Annotated in this window: 25 protein-coding genes and 1 pseudogene; 10 read left to right on the top strand and 16 right to left on the bottom strand. The window is 45.1% G+C overall.

The window, feature by feature from the left end:
- Window positions 1-93 precede the first annotated feature (93 nt).
- Window positions 94-1,014, top strand: coding sequence for an ornithine carbamoyltransferase (gene argF / locus QUB08_RS05990; RefSeq protein WP_333223902.1), 921 nt, complete (start codon window positions 94-96; stop codon window positions 1,012-1,014).
- Between the two features lie 285 nt (window positions 1,015-1,299).
- Here argF and QUB08_RS05985 read toward each other — a convergent pair whose 3' ends face one another.
- The 5 genes and pseudogenes from QUB08_RS05985 to QUB08_RS05965 form a co-directional block, all read right to left on the bottom strand.
- A complete protein-coding gene (locus tag QUB08_RS05985; protein ID WP_333223901.1) occupies window positions 1,300-1,881 on the bottom strand; it encodes a Uma2 family endonuclease in 582 nt (193 codons plus the stop codon).
- A 202-nt stretch (window positions 1,882-2,083) separates the two neighbouring features.
- A complete protein-coding gene (locus QUB08_RS05980) occupies window positions 2,084-3,700 on the bottom strand; it encodes a family 10 glycosylhydrolase (protein ID WP_333223900.1) in 1,617 nt (538 codons plus the stop codon).
- Between the two features lie 107 nt (window positions 3,701-3,807).
- Window positions 3,808-3,933 (bottom strand): annotated as a pseudogene (locus QUB08_RS05975) (alpha-E domain-containing protein); the annotation flags it as partial.
- Window positions 3,934-3,937: 4 nt separating this feature from the next.
- Complete coding sequence (locus QUB08_RS05970) at window positions 3,938-4,720, bottom strand: hypothetical protein (protein ID WP_333223899.1); 783 nt, start codon at window positions 4,718-4,720, stop codon at window positions 3,938-3,940.
- Window positions 4,713-6,083, bottom strand: a complete 1,371-nt coding sequence (locus QUB08_RS05965) for an AAA family ATPase (RefSeq protein WP_333223898.1) — start codon at window positions 6,081-6,083, stop codon at window positions 4,713-4,715. The genes QUB08_RS05970 and QUB08_RS05965 overlap by 8 nt, the downstream gene beginning before the upstream one ends.
- A 121-nt stretch (window positions 6,084-6,204) precedes the next feature.
- Between QUB08_RS05965 and QUB08_RS05960 the strand changes: the two genes are divergently transcribed.
- Both QUB08_RS05960 and QUB08_RS05955 read left to right on the top strand, forming a co-directional pair.
- The gene (locus QUB08_RS05960) at window positions 6,205-8,352 is read left to right on the top strand and encodes an Eco57I restriction-modification methylase domain-containing protein (RefSeq protein WP_333223897.1); all 2,148 of its coding nucleotides are present in this window, start codon (window positions 6,205-6,207) and stop codon (window positions 8,350-8,352) included.
- A gap of 128 nt (window positions 8,353-8,480) precedes the next feature.
- Window positions 8,481-9,845, top strand: a complete 1,365-nt coding sequence (locus QUB08_RS05955; protein ID WP_333223896.1) for an MFS transporter — start codon at window positions 8,481-8,483, stop codon at window positions 9,843-9,845.
- Window positions 9,846-10,203: 358 nt separating this feature from the next.
- Here the strand turns inward: QUB08_RS05955 and QUB08_RS05950 are convergent, their stop codons facing one another.
- Both QUB08_RS05950 and QUB08_RS05945 read right to left on the bottom strand, forming a co-directional pair.
- On the bottom strand, window positions 10,204-11,562 hold the full coding sequence (locus tag QUB08_RS05950; protein ID WP_333223895.1) for a calcium-binding protein: 1,359 nt from the start codon (window positions 11,560-11,562) through the stop codon (window positions 10,204-10,206).
- 215 nt (window positions 11,563-11,777) lie between these two features.
- Window positions 11,778-13,139 (bottom strand): calcium-binding protein, encoded by a 1,362-nt coding sequence (locus tag QUB08_RS05945; RefSeq protein ID WP_333223894.1) that lies wholly within the window; start codon window positions 13,137-13,139, stop codon window positions 11,778-11,780.
- Window positions 13,140-13,483: 344 nt separating this feature from the next.
- Between QUB08_RS05945 and QUB08_RS05935 the strand changes: the two genes are divergently transcribed.
- The 3 genes from QUB08_RS05935 to QUB08_RS05925 all read left to right on the top strand — a co-directional run bounded on the left by QUB08_RS05935 (window position 13,484) and on the right by QUB08_RS05925 (window position 16,168).
- Window positions 13,484-14,020 (top strand): GNAT family N-acetyltransferase, encoded by a 537-nt coding sequence (locus tag QUB08_RS05935; RefSeq protein WP_333223893.1) that lies wholly within the window; start codon window positions 13,484-13,486, stop codon window positions 14,018-14,020.
- Between the two features lie 436 nt (window positions 14,021-14,456).
- Window positions 14,457-15,203, top strand: coding sequence for a HEAT repeat domain-containing protein (locus tag QUB08_RS05930; protein ID WP_333223892.1), 747 nt, complete (start codon window positions 14,457-14,459; stop codon window positions 15,201-15,203).
- Between the two features lie 41 nt (window positions 15,204-15,244).
- Window positions 15,245-16,168: an Rpn family recombination-promoting nuclease/putative transposase gene (locus QUB08_RS05925; protein ID WP_333201841.1), complete on the top strand. Its 924-nt coding sequence runs from the start codon at window positions 15,245-15,247 to the stop codon at window positions 16,166-16,168.
- Between the two features lie 110 nt (window positions 16,169-16,278).
- Here QUB08_RS05925 and QUB08_RS05920 read toward each other — a convergent pair whose 3' ends face one another.
- The 8 genes from QUB08_RS05920 to QUB08_RS05885 form a co-directional block, all read right to left on the bottom strand.
- Window positions 16,279-17,052, bottom strand: a complete 774-nt coding sequence (locus tag QUB08_RS05920; RefSeq protein ID WP_333223891.1) for a class II aldolase/adducin family protein — start codon at window positions 17,050-17,052, stop codon at window positions 16,279-16,281.
- A 137-nt stretch (window positions 17,053-17,189) separates the two neighbouring features.
- Window positions 17,190-17,534: a hypothetical protein gene (locus QUB08_RS05915; RefSeq protein ID WP_333223890.1), complete on the bottom strand. Its 345-nt coding sequence runs from the start codon at window positions 17,532-17,534 to the stop codon at window positions 17,190-17,192.
- On the bottom strand, window positions 17,534-17,872 hold the full coding sequence (locus QUB08_RS05910) for a hypothetical protein (protein WP_333223889.1): 339 nt from the start codon (window positions 17,870-17,872) through the stop codon (window positions 17,534-17,536). The genes QUB08_RS05915 and QUB08_RS05910 overlap by 1 nt, the downstream gene beginning before the upstream one ends.
- Window positions 17,873-18,046: 174 nt before the next feature.
- The gene (locus QUB08_RS05905) at window positions 18,047-19,333 is read right to left on the bottom strand and encodes an NAD(P)/FAD-dependent oxidoreductase (protein ID WP_445300894.1); all 1,287 of its coding nucleotides are present in this window, start codon (window positions 19,331-19,333) and stop codon (window positions 18,047-18,049) included.
- A 24-nt stretch (window positions 19,334-19,357) separates the two neighbouring features.
- Entirely contained in the window at window positions 19,358-19,516 is a 159-nt protein-coding gene (gene rd, locus QUB08_RS05900; RefSeq protein WP_333223887.1) for a rubredoxin, read from the bottom strand.
- Between the two features lie 423 nt (window positions 19,517-19,939).
- Window positions 19,940-20,707 (bottom strand): ChaB family protein, encoded by a 768-nt coding sequence (locus QUB08_RS05895; RefSeq protein ID WP_333223886.1) that lies wholly within the window; start codon window positions 20,705-20,707, stop codon window positions 19,940-19,942.
- Between the two features lie 174 nt (window positions 20,708-20,881).
- The gene (locus QUB08_RS05890) at window positions 20,882-21,253 is read right to left on the bottom strand and encodes a DUF5615 family PIN-like protein (RefSeq protein ID WP_333223885.1); all 372 of its coding nucleotides are present in this window, start codon (window positions 21,251-21,253) and stop codon (window positions 20,882-20,884) included.
- Window positions 21,250-21,543 carry a DUF433 domain-containing protein gene (locus tag QUB08_RS05885; RefSeq protein WP_333106892.1) on the bottom strand — a complete coding sequence of 98 codons (294 nt, stop codon included), beginning with the start codon at window positions 21,541-21,543 and terminating at the stop codon, window positions 21,250-21,252. The genes QUB08_RS05890 and QUB08_RS05885 overlap by 4 nt, the downstream gene beginning before the upstream one ends.
- An 80-nt stretch (window positions 21,544-21,623) precedes the next feature.
- Between QUB08_RS05885 and QUB08_RS05880 the strand changes: the two genes are divergently transcribed.
- The 3 genes from QUB08_RS05880 to QUB08_RS05870 all read left to right on the top strand — a co-directional run bounded on the left by QUB08_RS05880 (window position 21,624) and on the right by QUB08_RS05870 (window position 24,905).
- A complete protein-coding gene (locus tag QUB08_RS05880; protein ID WP_333223884.1) occupies window positions 21,624-22,298 on the top strand; it encodes a polysaccharide deacetylase family protein in 675 nt (224 codons plus the stop codon).
- A gap of 2 nt (window positions 22,299-22,300) precedes the next feature.
- A complete protein-coding gene (locus tag QUB08_RS05875; protein ID WP_333223883.1) occupies window positions 22,301-23,968 on the top strand; it encodes an S-layer homology domain-containing protein in 1,668 nt (555 codons plus the stop codon).
- A gap of 262 nt (window positions 23,969-24,230) precedes the next feature.
- On the top strand, window positions 24,231-24,905 hold the full coding sequence (locus QUB08_RS05870; protein WP_333223882.1) for an acetoacetate decarboxylase family protein: 675 nt from the start codon (window positions 24,231-24,233) through the stop codon (window positions 24,903-24,905).
- 361 nt (window positions 24,906-25,266) lie between these two features.
- Here QUB08_RS05870 and QUB08_RS05865 read toward each other — a convergent pair whose 3' ends face one another.
- The gene (locus QUB08_RS05865; RefSeq protein ID WP_333157866.1) at window positions 25,267-25,743 is read right to left on the bottom strand and encodes an orange carotenoid protein N-terminal domain-containing protein; all 477 of its coding nucleotides are present in this window, start codon (window positions 25,741-25,743) and stop codon (window positions 25,267-25,269) included.
- A gap of 288 nt (window positions 25,744-26,031) precedes the next feature.
- On the opposite strand from QUB08_RS05865, the gene QUB08_RS05860 reads away from it, so the two are divergent.
- On the top strand, window positions 26,032-26,181 hold the full coding sequence (locus QUB08_RS05860; protein WP_445300892.1) for a hypothetical protein: 150 nt from the start codon (window positions 26,032-26,034) through the stop codon (window positions 26,179-26,181).
- The last annotated feature ends 47 nt before the right edge of the window (window positions 26,182-26,228 follow it).

The following is a 26,228-nucleotide window of genomic DNA, read 5'->3' as shown; positions in this document are numbered from 1 at the left end:
CCCGCAGATGTCAACTAGGGATTACAGAAACAAAACCCACCTCTGCGGGCTAAGATTTAAGACACAGTTAAAAATTTGTGTGTGGGGGAAAGCATGGATTCCTTAAAAGGGCGAGATTTATTAAGTCTGGCAGATTTAAGTATTGACGAATTAAATTATTTGCTGGATCTAGCATCCAGTTTAAAATCGGGAATGGTCAAGCTGAAACGCAATAAAGTTCTAGGCTTGTTATTTTCCAAAGCTTCAACGCGAACGCGGGTAAGTTTTACGGTGGCCATGTATAAATTGGGAGGGCAAGTAATTGACCTTAATCCCAACGTTACACAAGTCAGCCGCGGGGAACCATTGGTAGATACAGCAAGGGTTTTAGACAGATATTTAGACATTTTGGCGATTCGGACTTTCGAGCAAAAGGACTTAGCAACTTTTGCCAATTATGCGAAAATTCCTGTAATTAATGCGCTGACAGATGACGAACACCCATGTCAAGTGCTGGCGGATTTAATGACAGTAAAAGAGTGTTTTGGCAAGCTAGAAGGATTGACCCTGACTTATTTGGGCGATGGCAATAATATGGCTAATTCGCTAATGTTGGGCTGTGCAATGACGGGAATGAATGTCAGAATTGCTTGCCCTCAAGATTTCCAGCCGAATGCTGAGATAGCGGAAAAAGCTAAGAATATTGCTAATGGAAAAACAGAAGTTACTGTGACGGCGGACGCAGAAGCTGCTGTGAAGAATGCTCAAGTGATTTATACTGATGTTTGGGCGAGTATGGGACAGGAAGAGGAAGCAAAAATCAGGATTCCTTTGTTTGAGCCCTATCAGGTAAATGAACAATTGCTGAAGTTAGCAGATAAGAATGCAATTGTATTGCACTGTTTGCCCGCACACCGAGATGAAGAGATTACTGATGCAGTAATTGAAGGCAGTCAATCGCGCGTTTGGGATCAGGCAGAAAATCGGATGCACGCTCAGCAAGCTTTGCTAGCAAGCATTCTGGAAAGCGATTAGGCTTGTAGTAACGACTTCAGTCCTTAAAGATGTTGTCAGTAAATATGTCGCCAGTTCGCCAGTCCGCCAGGGGTTTAAACCCCTGGCTCAAAGCTTAAGTCGGTTAAAACCGACTGCGACTATTAGATTTATTGTATCGATTTTTTAGGCGAATAAAATTGCCGATGAATTCAAAATAGTTGGCGGTTTTTACCAACAGATTAAATGCTTGCCTCTCTATCTTCTCTCTCTGCGCCCTCTGCGCCCTCTGCGGTTAATAAAAATTATTAAGTTCGCAGCGCGCACCTATGGCATAATTGGTGGCAACATTGCCAGAATTGCGATATTGAAAGCAGGAAATTCCAGCGGTGAAATGCTCGCGCTTTCTCCCAGAATAACCTCGCTTTGATACCCATCTTCCGCAGGTTCTCGAAAAACGTGCAGTTGTCTTTCGTTGACATTTAGCACCCAATAATCGGCAATTCCCGATCGCGCGTAAGCTTTGGCTTTAATTTCGCGATCGAAAGTTAAGCTGCTGTCTGCCACTTCGATAATGAGATATACCTCTGAGGGAGTGGGATGGTGAGTCGCATAGTCAAAAGGATCGATTCTGACTACGGCGATATCCGGTTCGGGTTCAGAATTGTCATCAAGGGCGATCGGGCTTTTATTATAAACAGCAGCCTGATTTCCCACAAGATTGTGCAGCAGGCTAGCAGTGCGTCTAGTGGCGGAAGCGTGAACAGTTCCTTTTGCACTTAATTTTATAATATTTCCTTCAATTAATTCGAGTCGTTCTTCTGGATTAAAAATTCCGATTTCTCCCAGCTTGTGATACTCTTTAACTGTCCATTTACGGAGCGTGAAAGCAGCTTCTGTTGTTAGCATATCTCGATTGATAAATTTATAATTTGATGTGGGATGATTTTATTTTAGCTTATGATATTAACTGATTTAACTGGTTAACTGGTTCCCAGGCTCTGCCTGGAAACCGATATCTAGAGGCTCTGCCTCGCAAGCTTTTATCGAAATTGGAGGCAGAGCCTCCGGATATGCGTTACCAGGCAGAGCCTGGTAACGAGTAAAGCAGTTAAGATGCTCCGAGATTGATTTTGGTGACTTCACCGGCGACAACATTAACTGTTTGTTGAATTTGACTTCCGTCAACTTTCAACAGATAAGTTCCCGGAGAAAGCTCGATCGCCCCAAACCATCCTTTACCATCGGCGCGCAGTTGACGCACCTGGCCAGCAGCATCGATCGACTGCAATGTCAAGCTCGCACCGTCGCAAGTTTGAGCGCACCGCTGCAAATTTCCGGCGATCGCACCTGTAGTCGGCCGCGACTTCCAAGGCATATCGGGAACCGCTGCGGTTGTCGCCCATACAGGCTGAGTTTCATAGGTTTTGCCCGTCGCAGCATCAACGTATTGACTCGGCTGCGACAGCGCGGTGTAAAACAAATCGTTGCTTTGGGGAACGTATTTCCAAGGCTGGCGGGGCAAATCACCGCTACCGCCCGATCGCAGTTCCACATTCGTGTACACGTTGCTGCTAGCGTAGGAATACAGCACCGTACCGGCTACGTGATTCCCTTTCGCAGAAGGTTGTTCGGCGCGGCGAATCTGGCCTAGAGTGTCTTCGATGTAGTTGAGGTAATTGCCGGGGCCGATCGCAATTTGGCGGTTGTACTGGTGGTCTTTGGCGAACTCAATCCAGTGGTCATAAGCGAGTTTTTGCGATGGTTTGTACTCGCGCTGGTAAGTCATCGGCATCGCCATGTCTACGATCCCTTCCTCCAGCCAAGCGCGCCAATCTTGCAATACTTCTTTGTAAGGCTGCGTTTGATACCACCCTGCATCGTTTTGCGGGCCGTCTCCCCAGGCGATCGTGGCGGCGGTAATTTTAACACGCGGTTTAATCGCAAGGCTTTCTACATAAAGCTTCCGCACTAAATTTGTCACCTGTTCGCGCCGCCACTGCATCCACGCGGGATCGGTGGGTGCGGGTTTGCCCGATCGACCTGTTTGCTGATTGAAACGGGCGATCGCAGTCGGATTGTAGCCCCAAGTCGGCCCGCCGTAGCGCACATAATCCAACTGTACACCGTCCACATCGTAGCGCTTCAGCAAGTCCAAATAGACGGAAACAGTATAATCTACGGCGTCTGGATGGCCGGGATCGAGGAAACCGGGTGATTCCCCCCCGTAAGTCAGCATTGCCCAATTGTCGTTTCCTGGGGCCGAAGGCCCGTGTTGTTGCCAAACGTGACCAGCGGGAAGTTTGCCGCCGGAAACCACCGGCAGCGTCACCATCCAAGCGTATACTTCAATGCCTGCGGCGTGGGCTTTATCAATCAAATCTTGCAGGGGATCGAAACCCGCAGGAACGTTGGGATCTAGAGTGCGGGGTTCGATCGCACTCGTGTAAAAAGCATCGCCACGGCGGCGGACTTGGGCGACGATCGCGTTTGCATTTGCCCGCTGTGCGTCTGCGATCAATTTTGTGACTTCTTGAGGCGTTTTGAAGCCGGGGTTGAAGGCGTCCACCCAGAATGCGCGAAATTCGGCGGTTTGGGTTTGCGGGGGCATAGTTGCGTTAGCGCGGTTTGGGAACCAGTTTGATAACCAACCAGGAGTCAGCAGAAAACTAATTGTTAAGCCAATCAGGAACAAGCTTGACAAAAAGAATATTTTGGTATTTCGCATCAGAAGTGTGTGAGAGAGCGTTTAACAGTCCTTTACGGACTTTTGGTTTGAGCGTCCGCTTGACATTTTCGCACAATGGTACATTAATTGGGCCGATCGGTAAATAGTTGAGTAATACCGCTGGGAGAGTCTAGAATGAGATTAAAATTGACCTCGGCAAAATGGGCGATATTTTCCGATCTTTCAATATAGCGGTTGAGCCAGTAAATTGAATCCGCTACACCACTTAACATAGTTTTACAGGCTAAATAGGGTTTTAATGATTTTCATTTTGGCTGTATCAATGCCGCATTCAAGTTTGGTAATTGGAGTTAGGCTTTTCCACTTGCCTTTATTCGCGGTGAAGATAGCATCGGCTGTTTTTTCGGCATCAATATTTTCAAAGCCGCCTATTTTATTAGTTGATAAGTAATTGAGGCGATCGAAAATTTCATCTCTTGATGCACGTTTCACACTAACCGCTTCAGGAGGTGGCGGTGGTGGTGGTGGTGGCGATATAGAAAACACTTTAGTAATACAATCTAATCTCGCCTTACTCAAACCACATGGTAGCTTAGTCAGAGGGATAAAATCTGACCATTGCTCCCGGTTAGAAGCTAAAATTTTATTGGCAGCTTCAACTGGTTTTACATTCTTCCACTTCTGTTCTTTAACTAAGTATTCAAGTGCAGCTATAATAGTATCTTTTGATGCTGTACTCAGATTGACTGTGGGATTTGCTTCTCGCGCTAGAATCTTCGCTTGTTCAATATTTGATGGTTTTGGGTCAATGACAATACACCATACTAAATCTAATTTGGCTTGTTGAGCTACAGCATAGACAAAGTGATTGCTCACAACTTGATACTGATAGTCGCCTGTTTCTTTAACGATAATCGGAATCCAATTGCGATTACCTGCTTGCAATACGGCTTCGGCGGCTCCGGCAATGATAAACTCTGACTCAGAGCAGGGTTCTGCTGACTCAATTTTAGATAACTTCAAGTGCATTAACTTACCAATGTTCTCAGAATTACTCATACAAAAAATACTCCTTCGCTAATTTTAAGTAATATTCAGCGGCTTTTTTGTGTTGAAAAACCGCTGGTTTTCGAGAAAAAGCTGCACTTGAAACAACTTCATATTCTGGAACATTGAATATAGTTGTGTCAATCACTGTTTTGGTAGATTTAGGCCAATAATAGGGTAACAAATTAGGATCGAGAATATAATTCTCTCCTTTCTTCAGTGTAAGAATTGCTTTAATTTCTGCATTGGCTCTTTTGATAGAAGCCTCTGTTTCTTTATGTTTATTAAAAAATATCGGCAAGGCAATAGGGCCACCGTCCTGCCTAAGCTTCTTAACTTCAGGTAAGAATCCTTTAATCACTTTAGCAGCATTCTTTAAAGATGAAAAGTTATTGTGTTCTGTTGGCATGAGGATTACATCGGAAGCTATCACACAGCTTTTACTAAAAAAAGTCCAGTTCGTAGGTGCATCAATTAAGATGTAATCATAATTACGAACAAAAATTTCAAGCAAATCTCGCAGCCTTGCTGAACCTTTCTCAATTTGTGCTTCATAATCATAAGCCATGAACTTCGATAATCCTGAATCAGATGGGATGACATCAAATACCTTAACTAATAGACCTGCTTTATCCTTCAGATTAAATGCTTGAAGAGTTTCTTTAACATTCAATGCTTCATCAACCAGGCAATCAGATAATTTGACTTTTCCCTCCTGTAAGCCTAATGAATCGGTTAAATCTCCTTGTTGTGGGTCGAAGTCAACAACAAGCACTTTTTTGTGCTGTTGTCGAAGAATCGCAGCCAAGTTGATTGTCGTTGTAGTTTTTCCCACACCTCCCTTATCATTATAGATGCAAATTGTTAAAGCTTTGGGTGGGTTTTCCAGCAAGTTCTTAATTTTAGTAATTATCTCAATAATATTATCTTTGGTTATCCTCATGCAGTCAGTAGCCGGCAATACGATTTTACCATGTTTACGGAATAACTGGATATCTGTTGAGTTAGTGATCATACCCCATTGAGATGTTTGGCACTTAGGAGCAAGAAGATAACCTGTTATCTGTTCTTTAGCTTTTTTGTACGTGGGAGTACCTTCTGCTAAATTCATGATTGCCTTTCCTGATACTCTCCCTTTAACTTCAATGATTAAGTATGGGTTAATCTTAGAAACTGAAAATTTATCCTCATCGTGATTCTTGCGAGCAGCAAAATCAGCAGAGCCCTTTCCTGTTTTAAACTGTTGTACCCACTCATCAGATGTGAATCCAAGTGCATTTAGAAGGCGTTTGACAAATCGATCTTCGACTTCGGGCTCTTCGGCATTCTCTGAAATACTATCTAAAACTTCATTCCAGTTGATAGTTGTCATCATTTACAGTTAGATACTTAAGTAAAATCATAACGCTTGGTTTGAGTTTGTGTCATCGTTAGCTACCTCCCGCTCTAGCTATATGAACAGTCAACATACTTTTGGATAAGTTATATATTTTCTAGTGCGCTTGACATTTTCGCACATCGGTGGAATTTTGGGCGAAAATAAACTGAACTCGCGATCGCACTTTTCTCAAAAAATGATAGTACCGCACTTTCAAACGCTAGCCCTTCCCGGTAACAGCTACTCAACTGCAAGCAATTTACTCGATCGAGTAGATAGCTGGCGCCAAGAAGCAACCCGAAAGTTGCAGCAAAGCCAGAGAGGAGAAAAGGGACAATTTTTAACACCTTCCTCCGTCGCAACTTTGATGGCGGGAATGTTTGAATTTAACTGTCCCGATATATCGCTTTTAGATGCCGGGGCTGGTATTGGTTCCCTGTTAGCAGCCGTTGTTTGCGAACTTTGCCAGCGCCCAAACAAACCGCACAGCCTGCACGTTACAGCTTATGAAATTGACCTTATTTTGATAGAATACCTCAAGCAAACCTTAGAATTGTGCAGTATTGAATGTCAGCGCTTTGGGATATCTTTTACCTGTGAGGTTCGCGAAATTGATTTTATTCAAGACAGCGCCGATATGTTGCAGCCAAATCTATTTACACAACCAGTAAAACGGGAATTTACCCATGCAATTATCAATCCTCCCTATGCCAAGATAGACGCTAAATCCCAAGCCCGAACCTTGCTGCGTTCTATAGGACTAGAAACCAGCAATCTCTACGCTGGCTTCACAGTTGCTGCTGCTCACCTGCTCAAACCAAACGGTGAATTAGTATCGATTACTCCCCGCAGCTTTTGCAACGGTTTATACTTTCGAGATTTCCGCAAAGTATTCCTGCAAATGATGGCTTTACGCCAAGTACACATCTTTGAATCCCGACAGTTGCCATTTCGCGATGATGCGGTGCTGCAAGAAACTATTATTGTGCGCGCCACCAAACAAATAGAACAGCCAGATACTGTACTAATTACCTCAAGCAGCAGCGTGGGCGACGACCTGGTTTTGTCTCACCAACTGCCCTATACCGCCCTAATTAATCCCAAAGACTCCGAGCAATTTATTCGGATTTTACCGGATTCGGTCAGCCAGAAAGTAGTCGAGCAAATAGCTCAATTTACTTGCACACTAGAGGAATTAGGCTTAACAGTTTCCACCGGAAAAGTTGTAGATTTTCGTGTTCGCTCTGACTTGCGCCTAAAACCTGAAAACGGTACAGTTCCGCTGATTTATCCCGCACACTTCTCGGCTGGCGCTGTTGAATATCCCACAGCAACGAGAAAGCATCAAGCTTTAGCTGTCACGGAAAAAACTGCTGCACTCCTCGTACCTAACGAACATTATGTTTTGAGCAAGCGCTTCTCGTCAAAGGAAGAGAAAAAGCGAATTGTTGCAGTTGTCTGGGATGCCACTAAAATTAATAGTTCTAGCGTTGGTTTTGAGAACCATTTGAATTACTTTCACCAACAGGGACGCGGATTAGACCTCACCCTAGCGCGGGGATTGGCCGTTTATCTAAATTCGAGTTTGGTAGATGCGTTTTTCCGACTGTTCAACGGACACACTCAAGTTAATGCTACGGATTTACGCAATTTGAAGTATCCTAATGTAGAGCAATTACTTTTACTTGGCGCTCAAATAAGAGAAATATTTCCTACACAGCGGGAGATTGATCAACTTGTCGAGAGACAACTGCCGAAGGCGACAAATCCGTTAGAAAATAGCCCAATGACAATCAAGAACCGTATTGATGAATCTCTAGAAATACTTGCAGCGCTGGGTTTTCCAAAAGGTCAGCTTAACGAACGTTCCGCCTTAACCCTTCTGGCTTTGCTTGACCTCAAGCCAAAGGATGCTTGGGAATCGGCCAAATCTCCACTTCGGGGAATTACACCAATTATGGAATTTATGGATCAGGAGTACGGTAAAAAATATGCACCAAATACGCGGGAAACTGTGCGTCGCCAGACTGTGCATCAGTTTCTAGATGCAGGTTTAATTGTTGTTAATCATGACAGTCCCGAACGTGCTGTGAATAGTCCAAAAACAGCATATCAGATAGAAGAAAGTGCTTTGGAACTGCTGCGAACTTACGACACTTCTGACTGGGACAAGAATCTTCGCGCTTACCTCGTTCATTTTAACGGAGAAAATTTTTTGCATGGTTATTCCAAAAATAGAAATATTTGTGAGTCCGAAGGATGCTAAAATACACTATTTATATGGCTGCCGCTGGCATCGGAATGACATATACTGTGATGCAAGCGGTTTAATTGACCGGAATTGTCGATCGCACTCAGTAAATCAAATAAGTAACTAGGTAAAATATCTCTGCAATGGAAAAAAAGCATAACGCTGGATTGTGGGTATCAGTATTATACTTCGCTCAAGGTCTCCCTTACACCGTCGTTAATTTAATGTCGGTGATTTTTTTGAAAGGTATGGGAACCAGCAACGAGCTCATCGGATTGACAAGTCTTTTGTCTTTTCCCTGGGTATTAAAAGGTTTGTGGGGCCCGGTAGTTGATTTGTATTCCACCAAACGCAAGTGGATTTTAACCACCGAAATCATTTGTGCTTTTCTGTTTGCTTTCCTGGCTTTTGGCGTATTGACGCCGGCACCGATTATTATATCGCTTGTTATCTTTACCGCGATCGCCTTTGTGTCAGCTACTCACGACATCGCCATTGACGGATTTTATTTAAACACTCTCAATAAAGACCAACAAGCACTATTTGTCGGGGTTCGCAACACGGCTTATAGAGGTGCTGTCATTGCCGGTAGCGGTTTATTGGTGTTCTTAGCGGGGAAACTGGCAGAACAGCATTTAGTCAGCGGAAATACAGGTGACACCAAAATATATCAAGACATTCCGCTGTCACTTTTCGGTTCGGATTTTAGCGTGTCTGCGCTTAACTACGGATGGGCGACAGCCTTTGGCATTTGTGCGATTATGTTTGTGCTGATATATCTTTTTCAGCGGTGGTATCTTCCCTATCCTAGAAATTACGATCTAGAATCCGGTGCCCCCCAACAAACAACCAGCTTTGTCGAAGCATTCAAAACCTATTTTCAGCAAGATAAAATAGGTTGGATTGTGGCTTACGTCTTAATTTTTAGGTTAGGCGATGCCTTGACGTTTAAAATGGCTCCGCCATTTTTAATGGATAAAGTTGAGAAAGGAGGATTAGCAGTTTCTACGTCGGATATGGGCTTATTATCCGGTACTTTAGGGGTAATGTTTCTGTTAATAGGAGGGTTGCTGGGCGGCTATTTGATTGCTAAACAAGGATTGAAAAAATGGATGTGGCCGACGGCAATTCTGCAAAATTCAACTAACGTGCTGTATTGGCTGTTGGCAATCAATCAACCGGGGATTGAATGGGCTTATGCTGTAAATTCGATCGAGCAATTTACATACGGACTTGGCGTAGCTGCCTATACAGTGTTCTTGATGCGGACTGTCCGCCCTGAATACGAAGCATCTCACTATGCAATTACAACGGCTTTTATGGCAGCAGGAGTGCTGATTCCGGGCGTTTTTAGCGGCTACTTGCAGGCGAGTCTCGGCTATCAAAATTATTTTTTGATGAGCGCGCTGGCTGTGATTCCCGGTATGCTGACGATTTTCTTTCTGCCCTTAGAAGATGAGAAAAAATTGGCATCCATGCCCAGGCCTGGACTGGACGATTTCGATTAAGATCAAGTGCGATCGCTATAACTATAAGATTCGGGCGGGTCGGGTCAACCCGCGTTGCACAATTTGAGGATGATTCTTGTGGGGAGTAGGGGTTAGCCGTCCCGCCTGCTGTGAAAATACACGCCTTCGGGCTCATGGGCCCATCCCACAAAGCAATCAAAATCATCCTGCAATTATGCAACGCCGGTTTACCAATGTCTGCACTACTTTTGAAGATTTCGGTCAACCCCTCCCTGCTGGAATATTGATGTTTTTAATCATCGAACGAGTATAAATTCTGTGCGCTTGCGTTCATAAGACAAAATAAGGACACAACATTGTTGTGTCCCTACCCAATATCTGTATTGCCAGCCGCCAACTAAATCGCAATAAAATCGCTAGCTGTTAGCGGACTACTTGAAAGGCCAGCAATACTGGCAAGAACTTCGCCATTACTGGCCAGTTCAATCGTCGTTATAAAATCGCCTGGAGTAACTCTCACTTGGTTGAAGGTCAAACCTCCGCTCAAACCGATTAAATCTTGACCCTTTTGAAAGTCTACAAGTGTATCTGTACCGGCGCCTACTCCTAACACTAATACGTCGCGTCCAGTGCCACTAATTAAGAGATCCGCACCCGCGGCGCCAATGAGTGTATCGTCTCCTTCTGCCCCGTTTAAATTGTCATCCCCTTTGCCACCGAATAGCTGGTCGTTGCCGCTGCCACCGCTGATAATATCGTTGCCTTTGTTGCCGCTGAGAGTGTCGTTTCCCCCATTGCCCGTGATAATATCGTCCGCTGCCAAACCTGATGCTGTATTGTTGGCATCGTCGCCTACTAAATTATTAATTTGGGAGAGATCGAGAGCAGTTTTCATTGCCACAACGTTTGCTAAAAAGGAGCTTCCCGGAGCGGTTCTTAATTGTTCTAAACTGCTGCGCGATTCCAGCGATGTTGCCAAGGCTGGCAGTGCAAAGTCTAAGCCCGCTAACAGTTCTAAATAATCTGAATCTGTGAAAGTGAAATCCTGGCGGTTCAACTGGTCTACAGAGATTTCGGCCTGATTTAAGCCGGGAGGAGGAGAAGTTAACAAACCGCTTTGGGTGTGCTTGTCTAAGACAAGTAGCGGGTTTATAATCGGGTTAGTAAATGTTTGAAGAACTACTTTTCCGGGGATAAAAGCTTCTCCTCCCAAACTAACAAAATCCCCGCTAACTATGTAGTGAGTTACATTTTTTCCGGCGCCGACTTTCTGCTTGAATGTATTGACGGTGCTCTGCTCCACTCCGGGAGAATTGAAGGTGACAACATCTCCGATAGTAGATGTAAATTCGGTGGCGGCTAGTTGGGTTATGGCGCCGCCTAAGCTGTGTCCGAGAAGGTCGGGTGGCAAGCGGCGGGGGTTTTTTGCTGTATCTTGGCTGATTTGTGTCAACCAATTTCCTAATGCTTGTTTGTTGGCTTCAAATTGGTTGAAACCGGCGCCGCGCGGGTCTGCGTTGGCAATATCGTCTACGGGCGAGTCAGTGCCGCGAACTACCAAAACAGGCGGTTTGTCTGGGGTGGTGGAAATTAAGCCGATCGCGTGAAATCCAGTTCCCGGATCGTCAAAGGTGCGATCGATTTGGTAACCAGCAGCGGTCAAACCTGTTTGAACTAAAGTTTGAAAATCGGGCTGGCTATCTATGTAAACAATTTGCTTGGCTATAGTTTCGTAAGCGGCGGGGGAGGAGGGCATATTTTTTTATTTCCTGTCGTTAGATTTGGAATTAGTGTTTAAGCTACTTAATTAAGTTTACTGTAAACTCCGGTTATTAACCATATTAATTGGTCATATTTCGTTGCTTTGTAGGGGCAGCTTTAGCCGACATTTTTTGTGGATAAAAACAATTTTGCTACAAAACCCACCCCGGTTTCGCACCACCAAAACTACAAATTTTTCTCGCCCTAAAGCTATACAAAATCTACCCGCGTAAGATCGCTGGCAACTACGCCTCTGAGAGTAGCAAGAATTTCCCCAGTAACCGGGATAGTAATTAAAGCTCCGTCACCACCTTGGGTTACTCTAACTTGAGGGAAAGTTAGACCCCGCGACAGTGTAATTAAATCTTGACTATCTTGAAAATCTAAAATCACATCTGCTCCGCCGCCGGATTCCAATACAAAGCGATCGCGCCCCGCACCACCCATTAAAAAATCGTTGCCAAATTCGCCGGAAACCAAATCGTTTCCGTCGCCACCGTCCAAATAATCGTTATCTCTGCCGCCGTACAAGAAATCGTCGCCATCACCACCGATGATGCTGTCATTACCTCGATTGCCTCTGAGAGTATCGTTACCGCCGTTGCCGGTAACTGTATCCTCTCCAGGGCCCCCCGTAGCAGTATTGTTGCGATCGTCCCCTGATAAATAATTCGGTTGTAAGGGAGCTAAACCGTATTGCATTTCTCTGATCAACTGCACAAAAGAAAATTCTGGTGCGGTTCTCACACTCTCTGCACCGCCTCTGCTTCTGATGGCGACTGACACATTGGGCAAGGCCAAATTCATGGCAGCGATAAACTCGTTAAAATCTGAATCGTTGTTATAAGTAAATTCGGGACTGTTTAATTGTTCTACAGAAATTTGCCTCTGCAAAAAACCCACGGGCGGAGTAGTTAACAAATTTTCAGTTCGATGTTTCGCCAAAACAGTTAAGGGATTAATACTCGGGTCTGTAAAGCTTTGGATAAATACTTTACCCGGAATAAATGCTTCGCCAAACAAGCTGACTACATCTCCGCTGACAATGTAGTGAGTGACATTTTTGTTGCCGACTCTGCCGAGATTTCTCCGAAAAGTGTTGAATGTACTCGCTGATACTCCGGGAGAGTTGAAAGTAAAGATATCGCCGGTCAGAGATGTGTATTCGGTTGCTACAATTTGAGCGACTGCTCCGCCCCAACTGTGTCCGATGACATCCGGCAATAATTTGTTGGGGTTTTTACCAGTATTTTGACCTATTTCTGTCAGCCAATTTTTGATATTATCTTTGTTCTTTTCAAATTCAGGTAAACCAATGTCCCGCGAGTCGGAAAAGATAGCGTCGCCGTCGATGAAGTCTGTACCTTTAAATACGAGGGCGGGCGGGTTTTCGGGATTGGATGAACCTAACCCGATCGCATAAAAGTTGGTTTCTTGGTCGTCGAATATGCGATCGATATAGTAGCCATTAGTATCTAGGAAACTAGAAACTTCATTTTGCGCGCTCGGCTTTTGATTCAAAAAAACAATTGATTTAGCTAGAGCTTCATAAACAGCAGGCGAGGCACTCATAATATTAGATTTTCTGTTTGTTGGTATTTGCGATCGCTCTCTTCTTGAGCTAATTGTCCAATGGCAGCCATTATAGCTGACAAGATTTGTATGGTACACTTGATAATATCAACTCAAGAATTAAGTTTTTGCGGTTATGGGTATCATTCGTCAATACATTGCTCCATTAATAGCGGTATTAGTATTTTTCGCAGCTCTGGTAGCAGTCAGTGCTCGCATCTTTTTGCCGGGTGACATGGCTGCCCCGGCACCGATTGAGGAAGCGATCCCCCAAAAGCAAGCGGCAGTAGTGAACCCAATTTTCTTGGGGCTAAATTATTCCGCTTTCCGTGTCCGCTGAGCTGATGTCTGCTCAACTAATACCGGGCTACTGGCTGCGATCGGGATCGGGACTCGATCGGGCAAAACTGGTAAAGTTTATGCACCGGACTTACCAAGAGCTTTACCCGGAGCGGGAATTGGGGCATTTGGCTCAAACTGTCGAGCAGTATTTTTCTAACCAGACGCCGGTTTGGTGGGTAGAGTGCCAGAAAAACACCCAGGAAGAGGCAGAAATTTTGCCGGCGCTTGCCTCGCAGTATCTCAATCCCCAATCTCAAGCCCAAAATCTGACATCGGTTGTCGGATGTTTGTGGTTGGGAAATGCGATCGACCAAACCACCGGAGAACGCTACGCTCACATTTTTTTGCTGTACGTAGCACCGGAACATCGCCGTCTAGGAGTCGGTGCAGCTTTAGTTATTCATGCTGAAAATTGGGCGCGGGAAAGGGGCGATCGGCAAATTGGTTTGCAAGTATTTCTGAGCAATCAGCCTGCTGTGAATCTCTATCAAAAATTAGGCTATCAAACTCATTCCCTCTCGATGCTCAAATCCCTTTGAAATATAAATTCTACTGGTTTGGAATCAGGGCTAAAGTCCTGATTCATCCCAATTATGAGGACTTCAGTCCTCACTACCAACTTAAGTAACAGCAGAGATATCCGTTTGTAGTAAGGATTTTAGTCGTAATTCATCCAAATTATGACGACTGAAGTTCTCACTACAAACTTAGGTGACAGCAATTATGAGGACTGAAGTCCTCGCTACCAACTTAGGTGACAGCAAAGGTATTTGTTTGTAGTAAGTCATATGTTGCACCATTCTCAATTAGCCTTTTAGGAACAGGCTTTCCGGCCTGTTCCACAAGAAAATTTATCTGTTGTGGAACAGGCCAGAAAGCCTGTTGCTGACAAGCGCCCCCTACAATTATTGACTGCTGACTGCTGACTGCTGACTGAGTTGCTTAGGAGCATCCTCTGTGCGGTAAAGTTTTTTTATGAACAATAACGACTACTCCAACGCCCTTGATACTGACACGGAACTGGAAAGCCCTTTGGATCAAATTTATGAATCCGAACCCCCGCTGCCAGATCCCGATGAAATGCTGCCTTTGCTGGAATCCCCGGAACCTCAGCACCGGATGATTGCGGCGCGGGCTTTTTGCGAACTGCAGGACGATCGAGCAATTTCGCATTTAATTAATTTGTTGAGAGACGGTTGCCCCTTGGTGCGGGTAAGCGCGGCCTATGCTTTGGGGCGAAATCCGAGTCCCGATGCTGTGGAACCGCTGATTCTTCAGCTTAACTGCGACTGGAACGGTTACGTTCGCAAAGGGGTAGTTTGGGCCTTGGGAAATTGCAGGGACCACCGCGCTTTGCCATCTTTAATTGATGCTTTGAGAAGTGATATTTCGGCGGTGCGTTTGTGGGCGGCGAGTTCTCTGGGTCAAATGGCAAAAGTTGGTTACTATGTGGTGATTGCGGCGATTCCGCCGTTGATTGAAGCGCTGCGGGGAGATGCTGTGTCTGCTGTGCGAAGTAATTCCGCTTGGGCGATCGGGCAACTGGCGCGGGAATTGCCGAATAATGTAGTGTACGCTGGGGCGATCGACGGTTTGATTGAAGCTTTAGAAGAAGATGAAGATATGGGCGTGCGGGAAGATGCTAAATCTTCACTTTTGCGAGTCGGCGACCCGCGCGGCTTGCAGATAATTGAAGATTTAGAAATGGAAGGACTTTTGTGATATAATTATCACATTAAAACACCATTTGCTAATTATCAATTATGAATTTCATCAACCCTAAGACAGATTTTGGTTTCAAAAAAATCTTTGCTTCGCCCCAGAGCAAAGAAGTTTTGATTAGCTTCCTCAATGCTATGCTCTACAACGCAGAGCCGACAATTAAAGACTTAGAAATCATCGATCCCTACGCCGCGCCTAGCGTTACTGGATTAAAAGACACTTACCTAGATGTCAAAGCAAAAATTACGGGCAACAAAACTGTAATTATCGAAATGCAGGTCATCAATGTAGAAGCTTTTACTAAGCGCGTCATATATAATGCAGCCAAAACCTACGCCACTCAACTCAAACGCAGAGAAGGCTACTCAAAATTAAATCCTCTCATTGCTCTCACAATTACGGATTTTATCCTGTTTGAAAATACCGAAAAGTTTCTCTCACATTTTGTATTTAAAGAAGTCGAAGAAAACTTCGAGTATTATAGAGAAATAGAGTTAGTTTTTGTTGAACTACCAAAGTTTAACAAAAAATTAGAACAAGTTGAAAATCTGATTCAAAGCTGGATTTATTTTATAAAAAATGCTCCTGAACTGGAGGAAATACCGGATAAATTGGCGTCAGTACCCGAAATTCAAACAGCTTTTAACATTGCTAACAGGTCTACCTTAAACCTTGACGAGTTAGCATCATTAGAAAAGCGGGAAATGTTCTTTGAAGACCAACGCGGTGCTGTTATTAAGGGGATGCAAGAAGGTCGCCAAGAAGGTCGCCAAGAAGGTCTAATTGAGGGGCAAACAGCATTAATTCTGCGTCAAATCGCGCGGCGCACTGGCGAAATCCCACCAGAAGTTCAAACTCGCATCCAGCAGTTATCTCTCGAACAATTAGATGATTTAGGAGAAATCTTGTTAGATTTTACCAGTCAAGAGGATTTGATAGCTTGGCTGGAATCCGTGTCAGCATGAATTTATAAATTTTTCACTTCTGATACTAAATCCGGCTTTAATACCCCTTCATTCTTGATTCGCCACAGGCGGACTGTGTTTGTGTAGTAGCGGTTTCAACCGCCTAGTTCCTAATCTAATAAGTCAGGTTCCCGGCGCACAATCATGTCATAAAGCGGTTGAAAGCTAAACCATCCCATGCGGTGAGACCCTACTTGCTGCTGTGTCAAACGCGCACATTCTGGCTTGATGAGAATGGGTTTTCCCGCTGCTTCGGCCATTAACTGCGCTTGACAAGAACGTTCCATTGCAATAAACCACCAAGCCGCTTCATCTACTGTTTGACCTACTGTTAACAGTCCGTGATTTTGTAAAATAATCGCTTTTTTTTCACCTAAAGTTTTGGCTATGCGTTTAGCTTCTTCGATTTCCAAAACAACTCCGGTGTAATCGTCAAATAAAGCTTGGTCTTCATAAAAAGAACAAGCATCTTGCGTCAGCGGGTCAAGCAGGCGGCCCAAACTCGACCAACTTTTGCCGTAGGGAGAATGGGCGTGCGCTGCTGCGATTACGTCGGGGCGGGCGCTGTGCACTTGGGAATGAATGGCAAAAGCTGCTTCGTTTACGGGTTTATTTCCTTCAACAACTTCGCCTTTGTGGTTGACTAAAATTAGGTCGCTAACTCGAATTAAACTAAAGTGCATTCCAAATGAATTAACCCAGAAATGGTCGAGGTATTCGGGGTCGCGGACTGTGATGTGTCCGGCAATTCCTTCGCTGAATCCGAAGCGGGCAAATAATCGGAATGCGGCGGCTAAACGTTGTTTGCGGTGGCGGCGTTCTTCTTCAACTGAGTTGAATGTGGGGGGTTGAAAAGTGACTTTGGGGATTTTTATTGCAACCATAGATTTGGGAATTGGGCATGGGGCATTGGGCATGGGGCATTGTTGACTGTTAACCGTTGACTGTTGACTGTTGACTGTTAACTGTTAACCGTTAACTAATGACTACTGACTAATGACTACTGACTACTGCCAACTGACTACTGACTACTGACTTTATCTTCGCTGAGGCGCAAACCTGCGATGTTTTTGCAGTCAAAGGTGGCGTTGTTGCCGGGGTGGCGATCGATTAATTCGATGATTTGTCCGGCGGGGTTTTGCAGAAACCACTGGGTTAATGAGCCGTAGTCTAGAGGACGCTCTGATAGCGGTTTAAAGTTTTTATTTTGCCATATTTTAGCAGCATTCTGCACGTTTTCGACTCGAATCGCGACGTGGTGAACTGCTTCTAATCCTCTTTCTTGCTGAAAGCGGTTTTTTTGGTCGCCGGCTGCGTGGGGCGCATCTAATACTACTAAGCCGCCCGCTGGCATTAATAAGGTCATTAAATGCAGCCACAAATCGGAGGGAACGTTAATGTTTGTCGAACAAAAGTTAATCGGGAACAAGTCGGGGCCTTCAACTGTTTTGACGCCGAAGGGGCGGAAAGATGCGGCGTAGTTTTCGAGTTCGGTGCGGCTAGGGAATGTGAGGACAAAGTGGTCGATCGCAACGCAACTTGTTCGTCGTACAGGTGTGTTTCAAACGTCCAGGCTGTTAAAAATTCGGGAGTGATAAATTTGGGGTTGAATTCCAGCAAGCCATTTTTTTCGATGAAAGGTGAGTCAAGATGGCCCTCAAGGTTGCGATCGAACTTTAGGGTTTGTAGATTCAAGTTTTTCATGTATCTCACCCGATGTTGAAGGACGCAAAACTGCGAATTGTGTCTACAAGCTGAAGTTGACACACATTTGGTGCGCCTTAATTCAAAAATAACACAAAACTTAATATTGGCAAGCCGATCGCCCGATCGCAACTCCCAAACCTTTACACAGCAAGTATTCCCCAATCTCAAATCTCAAATCTCAAATCTCAAATCGGATGGTTTGCCGATCGCGTTCCCGGCCAACCACGCCGTAGTCCAAGCACTTTGGAAGTTGAAACCGCCCGTCACGCCGTCGATATCCAAGATTTCGCCCGCAAAGAAAAGTCCGGGACAGCGGCGGCTTTCCATTGTCTTGAAATCAACTTCTTTGAGGTTGACACCACCGCAGGTGACGAATTCTTCCTTAAATGCGCCTTTTCCGGCAATCTGATATTCGCCTTGAACGAGTTCTAGCAGGAGGCGATCGAGGATTTTATTCGATAAGTCGGCCCAGCGTTTTTGCTCATCAATGCCGATCGAACTTGTCAAACGTTCCCAGAGGCGGCGCGGCACCGGAAACGGACAGCTAGAAACAATCAATCGGTGCGACAACTGCGACTTAACCGCTAGCAGTTGCTGCCGCAAAACTTCCGCATTGTACTGGGGAAGCCAATTAATCAGCACAGATGTTTTATAATGGCGATCGTGCAAAAATCTCGCACCCCAAGCCGAAAGTTTGAGTACAGCAGGCCCACTTAAACCCCAGTGAGTAATTAGCAAAGGCCCGCTTTGTTCTAATTTAGCTCCCGGCAATTTCACCTTAGCATTAGGAACAGAAATTCCGGCTAAATCTTTGATTCGGCTGTCTGAAATATTAAAAGTAAATAGAGAAGGAACGGGCAGTTCTACAGTATTACCTAACTCTTTTGCCCACTTATAACCCGACGGATTGCTGCCTGTAGCGAGAAGAATGCGATCGCACTTCAATACCTCCCCCGACTTCAACTCAATTTCAAACGTAGGGGCGGTGCCCCCGTGCCCGCCCGAACCGTTTTCGCCCTCTGCGTTATTCCCGGTTAATTTCTTTACTGAAACTACTGCATCGCCGGTGCGAATTTTTACGCCTGCATCCTCAGCAGCCCGGATCAAACAGTTAACAATTGTCCCCGAATCGTCTGTGATCGGAAACATTCGCCCGTCTTCTTCTGTTTTCAACTTCACACCGTGACCGGCAAACCATTCTACAGTATCGCGCGGTTGAAATCGAGTAAAAGCACCGCGCAGAGCTTTCCCACCTCTGGGGTAATTCTGCACTAAAACACCAGGGTCAAAACAAGCGTGAGTCACATTGCAGCGCCCGCCGCCAGAGATGCGAACTTTTGCCAGGAGTTGCCGGCCAGCTTCTAGTAAAGTGACGCGGGCCTGCGGGTAGGTTTTGGCACAGGTAATTGCACTAAAAAAACCCGCAGCACCGCCGCCAATGATTGTAATTTTGAGGATTCGATCGGACAAATTTTTTCTCGCTTATTCTGGTTCAAAATCGGATTTTGCCGCCCCGCAAGTGGGACAAACCCAATCGTCGGGGATATCTTCAAAGGCAGTACCGGGAGCTATGCCTCCGTCGGGGTCGCCTAGTTCTGGATCGTAGACGTAATTGCAAACTGTACAAACGTATTTTTGCATTTGCTTAACTCAATTTTATATTGTAAGCTTATAGATTGTAGTTTATAACGCAACCTAGTGCAATACCGATTTCCCAACGTAATGCGACTTTCGGCCATTCCCAAATTATTAAAAATTAAATTTTGCACAGTTATAAAATCTCAACTATAATTAATACCAGTTCTCGCCTGGTCATGCAACAATCATGAGTGTTGGGTTTGTTTCCTGACAGAGTGTATGCACCGGTGCGTCGCTGCGATATAGTCGCTCTTTTTTAGGATTAGTGAATAGCGACGCACCCTACAGCTACTGTTGCATGACTTTTTGGAAGTGCTATAAGTCTTGCACAAATCTCAAATCTCAAATCTCAAATCGTCAAAGCCTCTAGAATCACAGTTCTAGAGGCTCGATCGTATTTTTTATTAGTTTGCTGCGATTGCAAGACTAGACTTTGGCTAAAGGCTTAGTCCAAACGCCGTTTTCATCTTCTTCGTATTGCTGGTGAATCGCGTTCCAAGCGGTGTGTTCCGCTTGTATCGAGTCGTTGCTTTCGTCAAATGCGGCGTTGTAGGATTCCATAAAGGTTTTTTGAGCAGCTTCCGACAGGTGCGATCGCACTTCTGGAGATAAGTCTGCCGGACTGTTGCAGCGACCTTTGACGGCGCGCGGCAGCGTCATTTCGCTAACTGAAACTTCTTCGCCACCTGCACTTTCTAGCAAGAGTTGAAATTCGCCCGAACGGTCGGCGGCGACTTCTGCCATCACGAGAAACTCGCCTGCTTCAACGCGGGTTTGATAGATAGTTGCTTTGTCTTCCGGCATTCCCAAGGTGACTAAAGCAGAAACTAGACCCGCACCGGCCGAACCTGCGATCGCGCCGCTAGCTGCACCCAACAGTACCGCACCCAGCGGGCCTGCCGATACTACTGCACCGACAAAGGGAATAAACAGCACGCCGACGCCTGTTAGCAAACCCAAAAAAGAACCGAATAAGGAACCAAAAATCGCCCCGCTTCGCAGACCGCCTAATATCACATCTTTTTTAGTAATAAAGCCGGCAATTTTAGTTTTAGATTGAAAGTTTTTTCCCATTACTGAGATGTGGTCGCGGGAAACTCCGCGATCGAGCAACCGCCGAATTACGCCGTCTAATTGTTCTTCTTCCTTAAATACGGCTGAAACTGTTCGTTCGGCTAAATATTCCTCTGTCATTGTTCCTCCTTGATGGTTTTTCGATTAGTTATGCTGGTTTTCAGTATAGGAGGACGCTGTAGGGCGATCGCATCGACCGCGAGATAGAGGTCGATCGACTGTGGCTAGATTCAGTCTATATCAAAGGAGTTAAAGAGGCTGGTAGTTTCCGGTGCAATCGGTTATTTCAAGCTTTTATTCATATCTAATGTACTCAACTAAAAACACCAATTGATTTATCATTTCTTCGGCTGACTTAGCAGCAATCAAGTTAAAAAACCCCCGCAACTGATCGCCAATCGAGTACCGCTGTTGCACTCCCATAATAATTCCAGCATGACCGATATTTTGGGCAATAAAGGTACTGTGCAAACGACAAAAATCTTTAGTGTTGAAACTGTATATGGCACGCCCTTGCTCCGCTGCCCAGATCAGTTGTTCCTCATCTGAACAGCTAAGCTTGTTAGCGTCCGAGGTAGTTATTACGTCTACATCAGAGGTTCGCAGAGCGAGTATCAGCGAGCGTTGGAGAATATCCTCATCCATGTATAAACAAATTCGGCTCACGATAGCTTACCTGCCATATATTCGGCTTCCAAACGGTCATACTCTTCGTAGTAAGCTGCTATTTCGGCGTCCGTTGCTTCCTTGTTCGCGTAATAGTAAGTGAGTGCTGCATAAATTTGTGCTAAAGTCAAATGCGGTATTTCATCAATTATTTGCTGTGGAGTCATCCCGGCATTAAAATCAATAGCAATATTCTGTACCGTAATTCTAGTTCCTGCAATTCGCGGGCGACCACCGCAAGTTCCCGGCGTGCGGACAATTAGCGTTCCAATATCAACGGCAGTTGTCATATTTACCTATATTGAGTTAACTTTATTCTATTGTAACGCAGCTTCATTTCTACCCGATCGCACTTTCGCAACATTAACCAATGCCATTAGCACCCCTGTTTCCTGTCGTTCATCCCATTCTCAAATCTGCTTTTCCCAGATGTCTGTGGACGGGAGATATCAACAGCCGAGAGATTGCCCTCACATTTGACGACGGGCCGCACCGTCAGCACACACCTCAACTGTTAAAAATTTTAGATAAATACGACATCAAAGCTAGTTTTTTCTGGCTGGGTTTTTGCGTGGACAGGCATCCAGAAACGGCTAAAGAAGTGTACGATCGCGGACACTGGATCGGTCTCCACGGCTATCAGCATATATCGTTTCCCAAACTCAAAACCCACGAACTAAAACAAAGTTTAGAAGACACGCAAAAAGCAATTGCCAAAGCTTGCGATTTAGATCCCAAATTAATCCTGGACGTGCGGCCACCCAACGGCATTTTTACGCCGCGAACATTAGAGTTATTGCAACAGTGGGAATATCGCCCTGTAATGTGGAGTGTCGTCCCGGAAGATTGGGTGCGGCCGGGGGTGAGAAAAGTTATTAGTCGCGTCGTGCAGCAAACTGAAAACGGATCAATTATTGTACTGCACGACGGATATTGCGGTGGCGAAGATGTTGCAGCTTCTGCTGATAAAATAATTCCATTGCTTTTGTATAAAGGTTACAAATTCGTGACAGTCGATCGACTTTGGGAACAAGTTTCTGCCTGATTGTGTCACTGCAATCCCAAGCGCAGCAATCGCCAAGCTTTGAAATTGCTTCGCAATCCTCGGAATCACTGCGCGGCTGTGAAGGCGCTACTCATGAGTATGTTAAGAGAAACAGGTTAAAATACCTGCTATTCCATAAAATTTGCTTCGGTTTCGATCGCCAATTTGTAAGTAGAGGAGTCTGTTCTATGATTCGATCGCACAGATGGCAAGCTATCATCGGTTTACTGGTAGCCCTGGGGATAATCATCGGGAATTTAGTGTTTCCGGGCATGAATGTAGCGCCGGCATTTGCTCAAGCCAAATTTAAGGATGTTAACGACCATTGGGCGCAAGCTTGCATAGAGGAGTTAGCGCAGAAAAAAATCATCAGTGGCTACTACGAAGACGGCACTTTTCGGCCGAATCGCCCCGTCAGCCGCGCTGAGTTTGCGGCGATGGTTCGCATGGCTTTTCCAGATGCCAAAACCGTCCGCGCTCCGATCGACTTTGCAGATATTCCCACGAATTACTGGGGTTTTAAAGCAATTCGAGAAGCTTATCAGACTGGTTTTATGTCTGGATACAGTGGCAGTATTTTTAACCCGACTTTGAATGTTACCCGCTGGCAGGTTTTGGTAGCTTTAACCAGCGGCTTGAAATATACACCTGCAGGGCCGGCGGCTGAGATTTTGGATGCAACTTTTGAAGATGCGCGGGACATTCCCGAACTGGCCAGAAGTGCGATCGCCGCCGCCACAGAAAAACAACTTGTGGTGAATTATCCGGCTGTTAAACAGCTAGAACCTACTCGGAATGCTACTCGCGCCGAAGTAGCAAGTTTTTTCTGTCAGGCGATCGCCAAACCCGGCCAAACTGCCTTAGTTCCTGCCCAATATATCGCCCAAGTTCCGCCGAATATCGGCCCGCCGAGAACAACAGAAACCTCGGAAGCGGGAAAAGTTCGGGCGGAAGTTTCTTTCGTAAAAGAGGCAGAAAATGCTAAAAATCTCCGCATCAGAATTATCCGGGACGGTAAAAGTTTATTAGAAGAACCAGTGCTGATTCCGACTCGTTCTCTAGTAGATAACCCCGACCAAAGAGCCAGCGAAGAAATATCAGAAGGACGTTTTTTATCGCTGCGAATCCGTGATTTGGACGGGGACAAGGAACCGGAAGTGCTAGCAGATTTAGTGTCAATCAAAAGCGGCGTCCGCTGCTGCAATTATTCGTTTATTTACCGCTACGACTCTGCGGCTAAAAAATACACTCATCTCAAGCATTTTTGGGGCAATGTGAGTTACGAAATTGTCGATTTTGGCAAAAATGACATCCCAGAGTTCAAGAGTCAGGACGGGCGATTTTCCGAGGCTTTTACAAATTACGCTGATTCTCGCTTCCCGCTGCAAATTTGGCAGTACCGTCAAGGTAAAATGCAAGATGTTAGCAAAGAGTATCCGGTGGAAGTATACACGAACTCTGCTGAACTTTGGCTGGAATCTAACAAGCGTCTGAGTGAAGATGGGGAGGTGAAGGGGGTGTTGGCGGCTTTCATGGCGAACAAGTATGTCATGGGCCAGGATGCGGAAGGTTGGCAGTTGTTGGAGAGGGTTTATCAAGGACGCGATCGCACTCAATTCTTTGGGAAGTTGCGGGAGTTTTTGGTAAGTACGGGTTATGCTAGTAAGTAGATGGGCAGGTTTTTAACCGCAGATTAAAGCGGATTAACGCGGATTAACGCTGCTGATAATATCTGTAGGGGCGGGTTTTACGAATAATATCTAATTCCTACTAACAATATTACTAAACCCGCCCCCCTACAACAGATAACCCACGTCAACTATTCATCAAATTTATCGTCACTAACAACTTGTGAAGAAATACCAAAAGTTGTTGCTTTTTGAAGCGCCAAGCTAAAATAAATATAAAATATCAGACATTAAATCACTTAAAATGGTATATCCACCTGCACCTTGGAATCTGCAAGGTTATGCTGTTGGGACTTTACAATTGGTAGATGTGGCACGAGTGCGCCCCTTGGTTCCCTCTGAGTTAGAAATTGTCTCTTTATTGCCAGGAAAAACCCTAGCTGGCATTTATATATCCTCCTATGGGTTGGGTTCGGTGATGGAGTACAATGAGTTAATTGTAGTGAGCGCGATCGCCAATTATGCAGGAAAATGGGGCGCTTGGATTTCCCATATTTACGTAGACAATCCTAACTCGGTAGCCGGCGGGCGCGAAATTTGGGGGCTTCCTAAAGAATTAGCTCAATTTAGTTGGGAAGGCAGCGATTCGGTAAAAGCAGCACCGCTAGGCTACCGCGTCACAGTTAGCCAAGAAAACCGTCAACTGTGCAGCCTCAATTACAGCCAGCAAACTTTAGCTTTACCGATGCCTTTTAGCGGAAATGTTTTCAGCGCTGACCGCAGCAATTTGCTATTATTTAAAGGAGAATTTGGCTCTAGAATCGGTTTGATTAAAGGCGAACTAGAAATACCTGAAGAAAGTCATTTTGCCAATTTAAACTTAGGTCAGCCCTTGCTAACAGTTGCCTGCGAAGATATGCGTTTAATTGCAGGTGCGCCGGAAGTTGTGGGAAACATACCTGCTGAATTCAGTTATTAGCTGTAAAGTGCGGATATTCGCAGTAAACCTAAAAAAACAGAACAGCCAGAAACCCGGTTCAAGAAACCGGGTTTATGGCGCGGCGTATTAGTTTGAGCTACTTAGGATGGCGAATTAAATAATTTACACAAGTTTGTGGGAAGTAGGGGTTGGGCACTCTTAGCCCGCCCTTTCTGGACGGGCGGGACGCCCATCCCACAAGAACCATCAAAATTCTAAGTTATTTAATTCTCATTCCTTACTAATCTTTTTGAGGACTTACGCATCAAACGGCGCTAAAAACCCGGTTTCTTCTTAGATGCGTCGTTGCAGCCCCCAATATTCTCCGAGAAACCGGGTTTTTTTGTCGTAAGTCCTATTTTTAAATGCCAGCCCCCGGAGCGGCTTCAGCACCCATTTCTAAAATTGTCCCGCGAAGGAAATCAATTTGCTGCTGGAAATCCATACCTTCAATCTTTCCTAATAAAGCTTTTCCTGCGTCGGGAAGTTGATAGTCTGGAGGCACAGGAATAATAGTTCCTTCGTCCATTCCTACCGCTAGGAAATACCAAAAAGCCAGCTTGGTTTCAGGACTCATCGAGCCGTACATCCGGCTGATTTCAGTATTGGCTTTTGAGGCAATGTCCCGCATTACTTGTAGTTGTTCTTGATGGGGCAGAGGCTTGACTTGCTCGAACAAACCCTGAGCGATTTCGGAACCGGAAGCACCGGGAGCCGCTGGCGTTATTGACTTGCCCATTTCGGTGTAAACAAACCACAGCAAACCTAATTGGTCGTCTACACTCAACTGCTTAATATCTGCTTTTCCTTGGTCGTAAGCACTGGTAGTAAAGGTCATTCAAGCCTCCAAAATAATATGTATTGCTCAGTTTTCTTATTTGTGAGAAAACTTTTGTTTGCTACTTAAGTTAAAGTACCTAATAAATAGTGATGCGAGAATCTTGCTTAAGACAGAGATGATCCCGGACATAAGTTGGGGGAGTAAATTCACCAAAATTGGGAATATTTGCAACCAAAGGATGAGGAAAATTTGACAATATTGTTGTTAGGGGATCTCATGATTAGCATTGTTTAGCCGATCGACGATCGCCTATAATCGCAACATACCTGTATTGAGGTGGCTGTTATGTCGATCGCAACTGCAAAACGCTTCACCCTAGCGGAATATCACCGCCTGACAGAACTGGGGTTCTTTAGTGAGGACGATCGAGTTGAGCTGATCGAGGGAGAACTTGTGAAAAGGGCTGCTAAAGGTACCGCCCACTTTGAATTATAAAAAACTTTGATATCATTCATTCCAAAGAAAATAGGCTGGCAAAGAGC

Source organism: Microcoleus sp. BR0-C5, assembly GCF_036705045.1.
GTDB lineage: Bacteria > Cyanobacteriota > Cyanobacteriia > Cyanobacteriales > Microcoleaceae > Microcoleus.
This window is presented reverse-complemented; position numbering and strand designations above follow the sequence as displayed.

What these genes read in the sequence shown, in the direction of transcription:
- argF (WP_333223902.1), top strand. Translation starts at nt 94, where the DNA reads ATGGATTCCTTAAAAGGGCGAGATTTATTAAGTCTGGCAGATTTAAGT.
- QUB08_RS05985 (WP_333223901.1), bottom strand. Translation starts at nt 1,881, where the DNA reads ATGCTAACAACAGAAGCTGCTTTCACGCTCCGTAAATGGACAGTTAAA.
- QUB08_RS05980 (WP_333223900.1), bottom strand. Translation starts at nt 3,700, where the DNA reads ATGCGAAATACCAAAATATTCTTTTTGTCAAGCTTGTTCCTGATTGGC.
- QUB08_RS05970 (WP_333223899.1), bottom strand. Translation starts at nt 4,720, where the DNA reads ATGAGTAATTCTGAGAACATTGGTAAGTTAATGCACTTGAAGTTATCT.
- QUB08_RS05965 (WP_333223898.1), bottom strand. Translation starts at nt 6,083, where the DNA reads ATGATGACAACTATCAACTGGAATGAAGTTTTAGATAGTATTTCAGAG.
- QUB08_RS05955 (WP_333223896.1), top strand. Translation starts at nt 8,481, where the DNA reads ATGGAAAAAAAGCATAACGCTGGATTGTGGGTATCAGTATTATACTTC.
- QUB08_RS05950 (WP_333223895.1), bottom strand. Translation starts at nt 11,562, where the DNA reads ATGCCCTCCTCCCCCGCCGCTTACGAAACTATAGCCAAGCAAATTGTT.
- QUB08_RS05945 (WP_333223894.1), bottom strand. Translation starts at nt 13,139, where the DNA reads ATGAGTGCCTCGCCTGCTGTTTATGAAGCTCTAGCTAAATCAATTGTT.
- QUB08_RS05935 (WP_333223893.1), top strand. Translation starts at nt 13,484, where the DNA reads ATGTCTGCTCAACTAATACCGGGCTACTGGCTGCGATCGGGATCGGGA.
- QUB08_RS05930 (WP_333223892.1), top strand. Translation starts at nt 14,457, where the DNA reads ATGAACAATAACGACTACTCCAACGCCCTTGATACTGACACGGAACTG.
- QUB08_RS05925 (WP_333201841.1), top strand. Translation starts at nt 15,245, where the DNA reads ATGAATTTCATCAACCCTAAGACAGATTTTGGTTTCAAAAAAATCTTT.
- QUB08_RS05920 (WP_333223891.1), bottom strand. Translation starts at nt 17,052, where the DNA reads ATGGTTGCAATAAAAATCCCCAAAGTCACTTTTCAACCCCCCACATTC.
- QUB08_RS05915 (WP_333223890.1), bottom strand. Translation starts at nt 17,534, where the DNA reads ATGACCTTATTAATGCCAGCGGGCGGCTTAGTAGTATTAGATGCGCCC.
- QUB08_RS05910 (WP_333223889.1), bottom strand. Translation starts at nt 17,872, where the DNA reads ATGAAAAACTTGAATCTACAAACCCTAAAGTTCGATCGCAACCTTGAG.
- rd (WP_333223887.1), bottom strand. Translation starts at nt 19,516, where the DNA reads ATGCAAAAATACGTTTGTACAGTTTGCAATTACGTCTACGATCCAGAA.
- QUB08_RS05895 (WP_333223886.1), bottom strand. Translation starts at nt 20,707, where the DNA reads ATGACAGAGGAATATTTAGCCGAACGAACAGTTTCAGCCGTATTTAAG.
- QUB08_RS05885 (WP_333106892.1), bottom strand. Translation starts at nt 21,543, where the DNA reads ATGACAACTGCCGTTGATATTGGAACGCTAATTGTCCGCACGCCGGGA.
- QUB08_RS05880 (WP_333223884.1), top strand. Translation starts at nt 21,624, where the DNA reads ATGCCATTAGCACCCCTGTTTCCTGTCGTTCATCCCATTCTCAAATCT.
- QUB08_RS05870 (WP_333223882.1), top strand. Translation starts at nt 24,231, where the DNA reads ATGGTATATCCACCTGCACCTTGGAATCTGCAAGGTTATGCTGTTGGG.
- QUB08_RS05865 (WP_333157866.1), bottom strand. Translation starts at nt 25,743, where the DNA reads ATGACCTTTACTACCAGTGCTTACGACCAAGGAAAAGCAGATATTAAG.
- QUB08_RS05860 (WP_445300892.1), top strand. Translation starts at nt 26,032, where the DNA reads ATGTCGATCGCAACTGCAAAACGCTTCACCCTAGCGGAATATCACCGC.